The sequence below is a fragment of the Achromobacter sp. DMS1 genome (assembly GCF_001270295.1).
Genome location: NZ_LHSJ01000312.1, coordinates 1 through 4550 on the forward strand (window position 1 = coordinate 1; position 4550 = coordinate 4550).

At 67.2% G+C, this 4550-nt stretch carries 5 protein-coding genes; 2 read left to right on the top strand and 3 right to left on the bottom strand.

All coding sequences use genetic code 11. The features are described from left to right. Together AD428_RS23205 and AD428_RS23210 are read left to right on the top strand one after the other, a co-directional pair. On the top strand, nucleotides 1-831 hold an 831-nt coding region (locus tag AD428_RS23205; RefSeq protein ID WP_235491090.1), incomplete at its 5' end, for a methyl-accepting chemotaxis protein. Nucleotides 832-1090: 259 nt separating this feature from the next. Continuing rightward, a complete protein-coding gene (locus tag AD428_RS23210; protein WP_053246719.1) occupies nucleotides 1091-2686 on the top strand; it encodes a methyl-accepting chemotaxis protein in 1596 nt (531 codons plus the stop codon). A gap of 51 nt (nucleotides 2687-2737) precedes the next feature. Here the strand turns inward: AD428_RS23210 and fliR are convergent, their stop codons facing one another. Genes fliR through fliP form a run of 3 tightly spaced genes read right to left on the bottom strand, consistent with a single transcriptional unit; the run spans nucleotide 2738 to nucleotide 4549 of the window. Beyond that, on the bottom strand, nucleotides 2738-3526 hold the full coding sequence (gene fliR, locus AD428_RS23215; protein WP_053246720.1) for a flagellar biosynthetic protein FliR: 789 nt from the start codon (nucleotides 3524-3526) through the stop codon (nucleotides 2738-2740). A gap of 11 nt (nucleotides 3527-3537) precedes the next feature. Continuing rightward, on the bottom strand, nucleotides 3538-3807 hold the full coding sequence (gene fliQ, locus AD428_RS23220) for a flagellar biosynthesis protein FliQ (RefSeq protein ID WP_053246721.1): 270 nt from the start codon (nucleotides 3805-3807) through the stop codon (nucleotides 3538-3540). A 22-nt stretch (nucleotides 3808-3829) separates the two neighbouring features. Beyond that, nucleotides 3830-4549 carry a flagellar type III secretion system pore protein FliP gene (gene fliP / locus AD428_RS23225; protein WP_082308564.1) on the bottom strand — a complete coding sequence of 240 codons (720 nt, stop codon included), beginning with the start codon at nucleotides 4547-4549 and terminating at the stop codon, nucleotides 3830-3832. Nucleotide 4550: the final 1 nt, after the last annotated feature.

The window sequence follows — 4550 nt, forward strand, 5'->3', positions numbered from 1 at the left end:
ACGGTGGCGGCGGTGCGCCGCGGGGTGGACGAGATCACGGTGGGTTCGCGCGAGATTGCGGCGGGCAACACGGACCTGTCCAGCCGCACCGAAGAGCAGGCGGCGTCGCTGGAGCAGACGGCGGCGTCGATGGAAGAGCTGGCCTCGACGGTCAAGCAGAACGCGGACAATGCGCGGCAGGCCAACCAGCTGGCGGCCAGCGCGTCGGACGTGGCCGAGCGCGGCGGTCAGGCGGTGTCCGAGGTGGTGAGCACGATGCAGAGCATTTCGGCCAGCTCGAGCAAGATTTCGGAGATCGTGTCGGTGATCGACGGCATCGCGTTCCAGACGAATATTCTGGCGCTGAACGCGGCGGTGGAGGCGGCGCGGGCGGGCGAGCAGGGCAAGGGTTTCGCGGTGGTGGCGGGCGAGGTGCGTTCGCTGGCGCAGCGCAGCGCGCAGGCGGCCAAGGAGATCAAGGGCCTGATCGAAGACTCGGTGAACAAGGTGGGGGCGGGCTCGCAGCAGGTGGAGCGCGCCGGGGCGACGATGCAGGAGATCGTGGCGTCGGTGAAGCGTGTGACGGACATCATGGGCGAGATTTCGGCGGCGTCGGAAGAGCAGTCCAGCGGTATCGACCAGGTGAACCGGGCGGTGTCGCAGATGGACGAGGTGACGCAGCAGAACGCGGCGCTGGTGGAGGAGGCGGCGGCTGCGGCCGGTTCGCTGCAGGAGCAGGCGCAGCGGCTGGCCGAGGCGGTGTCGGTGTTCAAGATCAACGCGGGCGAGGTCATCGAGGTGCCCGCCCAGCAGCTCGGCGGCTATGCCGCGCCGACCTTGACGCACGCCTGATCCAGGCGAAAAACCCGCTTGGCAGAAGGCGGGGCCGGCCGCGCGACGCGTCCGGCCCCGCGTCCATCCGGCGCCGCGATGCGAGGGGATCGCGCATTTAAGTTCCCGGAAATACGGACGTTAACTGTCATAACGTCCGATAAACGCGTGTGTACACAATCTGGCCGCGCCGCAGCACGATTCGCCGCCGTGGATCGGACGGCGAGGCGGGCGTGTGCCCGCCCGTTCGACCACGATATGTTGCAAGCGGAGATGTACAGTGCGGGTCAATCTTCCAGTCACGAACGTTGAAACCAAGCTGCGCGACGATCAGTACCTGATTTCGCGCACCGATACCAAGGGCCGCATCGTCTACGCCAACCCGGCGTTCGTGGAGGTCAGCGGCTTTTCGAGCGAAGAGCTGATCGGCAAGGCCCACAATATCGTGCGCCATCCGGACATGCCGCCGGCTGCCTACGAAGACCTGTGGCGCACGCTGCAGGCGGGCGAGTCCTGGCTGGGGTTGGTCAAGAACCGCCGCAAGGACGGCGGCTATTACTGGGTGCTGGCCAACGCCACGCCCATCGTCGAGAACGGGGAAGTCGTGGCCTATTCCTCGGTGCGCATCAAGCCCACGGACGAGCAGATCGAGATGGCCGAGGCCCTGTACGCCCGCATGCGCGAGGGCCGTGCGCGGGGCGTGCGCATCCTGCGCGGACGCCCGGTGCGCGCGGGGTGGCGGCGCATCTTCGATGCGCTGGCCTTTCCGTTCGGGCGCGGCGTGCGCAACCGCATGCTGCGCCATTCGGTGCTGACCGCGGCTGTCCTGGTCGCGGCCGGCGCCTATGGCCTGCGGGCGAACTGGAGCCAGCTCGACACTGCCGGCGCAGTCCTGGGCTGCGGGTTGCTGGCGCTGGCGACGGCGGGCATTTTCGTCATGGGCTGGCGGCTTTCGCGGTTCATGCTGGACCCGCTCAAGGACGCCGCGGACATGGCGCGCCAGGTGGCCGCCGGCAACCTCACCACCGAGATCGTGGCGGAGTCGGACGACGAAGTGGGCGGCCTGAAGTTCTCGCTGGAAGTCATGCGCAAGAGCCTCATCGGCATCGCCCGCGACGTCGCCGTCGGCATCGAAGGCACTACGCGGGCCGCGGCGCAGATCGCGCGAGGCAACCAGGAACTGTCGGGCCGCACGGAAAACCAGGCGGCATCGTTGCAGCAGACCGCCGCCAGCATGGAGCAGCTCACGTCCACGGTGCGGCAGAACGCCGACAGCGCCCGCCAGGCCAACGAACTGGCCGACAGCAGCATGGCGGTGGCCCGGCGTGGCGGCGAAGCCGTGGGCCGGGTGGTGCAGACGATGCACGGCATTTCGGACAGCTCGCGCCGCATTGCCGATATCGTCAGCATCATTGAGGGCATTGCGTTCCAGACCAACATCCTCGCGCTCAATGCCGCCGTGGAGGCTGCGCGGGCCGGCGAATCCGGCAAGGGGTTCGCGGTGGTGGCCGGGGAGGTGCGCAGCCTGGCGCAGAAGAGCGCCCAGGCCGCCAAGGAGATCAAGGACCTGATCGAGGATTCGGTGGGACGGGTCGCCGAGGGTTCGTCGCAGGCCGAGCAGGCGGGCGCCACGGTGGAGGACATCGTGGCCGCTGTGCGGCGCGTGCGGGACATCATCGGCGAGATCGCGCGCGCGTCGGCGAAGCAGGCGGCGGGCATCGACCAGGTGGACGGCGCCGTGACCGAGCTGGACGCCATGACGGAACAGAATACGGTCCTGGTCGAGGAGCTGGGCGGCGCCGTGCAGCAACTGGGCGCGCAGTCGATGGCGCTGCGCGAAACCATGCGCGTTTTCCGGATCGGCGCGAACGCCTGAGCGCGCCCGGGCGTCCGCATGGCTGCGCTTGCCGGGCGGCGGGCGCTTTCCCTACTTGCCGGCCAGACCGTCCAGCACGCGGCTCATCTCGGTGAGCCCGGACTCGAACAGGGATTCCAGGAACGGCGCCGAGTGCGGCAGCACGACAGTCAGAATGACGACGCCCGTGATGAGGGTGACGGGGAAGCCCACCGAGAACACGGAAAGCTGCTGGGCGCTGCGGTTGAGAATACCCATGGCCAGGTTGATGGTGAGCAGCGCGCATATCAGCGGAAGCGCCAGCAGCAGGCCGGAAACGAAGACCGTGCGTCCCCATTCGACGATGATGCCCCAGCCGTTCTGGTGCAGCTGGATGGCGTCCACCGGCACGGTGTCGAAAGAGCGCACCAGCGCCGCCAGCACCAGCAGGTGGCCGTCCAGCGCAAGGAAGGTCAGCATGGCCAGGATGTTGAACAGGCGCGACAGCACCGCCGTGTTGGCGCCGGTGCTGGGGTCGAAGAAGGAGGCGAAGGACAGCCCCATCTGCAGGCCGACGAATTCGCCCGCGGTCTGCACCGCCGCGAACACCATGCGCATCGTGAAGCCCATGGCGATGCCGATCAGCACCTGCTGCATGACCATCCACAGTCCGGCATAGGAGCCCGGCGCGATGGGCGGCATGGGGGGCAGGGCCGGGCTGACGGCCGCGGCCAGGGCGAACGACAGGCCGATCTTGACCTTGAGGGGAATGGACGACTCGGAAAAGAGCGGGGCCGTGCCGACCAGCGCCAGGATGCGGACGAACGGCCACAGGAACTGGCCGATCCAGCCGTTGAGCTGTTCGATCGTGAAGGCGAACATCGGAAGCGGCGTCAGGACACCAGCCCGGGGATCTGGCCGATGAGCTGGCGGATGTAGTCGACCATCAGACCGATGAGCCAGGGGCCGAGCAGCACCAGCACGCCGCACATGGCAAGCAGCTTGGGAATGAAAGACAGCGTCATTTCATTGATCTGCGTGGCGGCCTGGAAAATACTGATGACCAGCCCGACGACGAGCGTGACCAGGAGCAGCGGACCGGCCAGGGCCAACACGATTTTCATCGCCTGGTAGGCCATGGTCATGACGGTTTCGGCGGTCATGGCGATTCCCCCTGTGCGCGGTTCATTGGTAGAAGCTCTGCGCGAGCGATCCCATGAGCAGGTGCCAGCCGTCTGCAAGCACGAACAGCATCAGCTTGAACGGCAAGGCGACGGTCACGGGCGGCACCATCATCATGCCCAGGGCCATCAGCACGCTGGCGACCACCAGGTCAATGATGAGAAACGGAATGAAGATCGTGAAACCGATCTGGAACGCGGTTTTCAGTTCGCTGGTGATGAAGGCCGGCACCAGGATCTTCAGGGGCACCTGCGTGGGGTCTTCCATGGCCGGCATCTGCGCCAGGTTGGCAAAGAGCGACAGGTCGTTCTCGCGGGTCTGGTGCAGCATGAAGGTGCGCAGCGGCGCGGTGGCCCGCTCGACCGCGGTCTCGAACGGAATGGAGCCTTCGGACAGCGGCTTGTAGGCGTCGGCGTAGATTTTGTCGAACACCGGCGACATGGTGTAGAAGGTGAGAAAGAGCGCCAGCCCGATCAGCACGTGGTTGGGCGGCGACATGGCGGTGCCCATCGCCGTGCGCAGCAGCCCGAGCACGATGATGATGCGCGTGAAGCCCGTCATCATCAGGAGCGCGGCGGGCAGGAAAGACAGCGACGTCATCAGCAGCAGGGTCTGCATGCTGAGCGAATAGGTCTCCGAGCCGTTAGGGCCGGGCGTGGCGGTCAGGGCGGGCAGGGTGGCCTGGGCCACCACGCCGGCGGGGAAGACGGCCAGGCCGAGCAGG

Coding starts and splice junctions, on each gene's coding strand:
- fliR (WP_053246720.1), bottom strand. CDS start 3,526: ATGTTCGCCTTCACGATCGAACAGCTCAACGGCTGGATCGGCCAGTTC.
- fliQ (WP_053246721.1), bottom strand. CDS start 3,807: ATGACCGCCGAAACCGTCATGACCATGGCCTACCAGGCGATGAAAATC.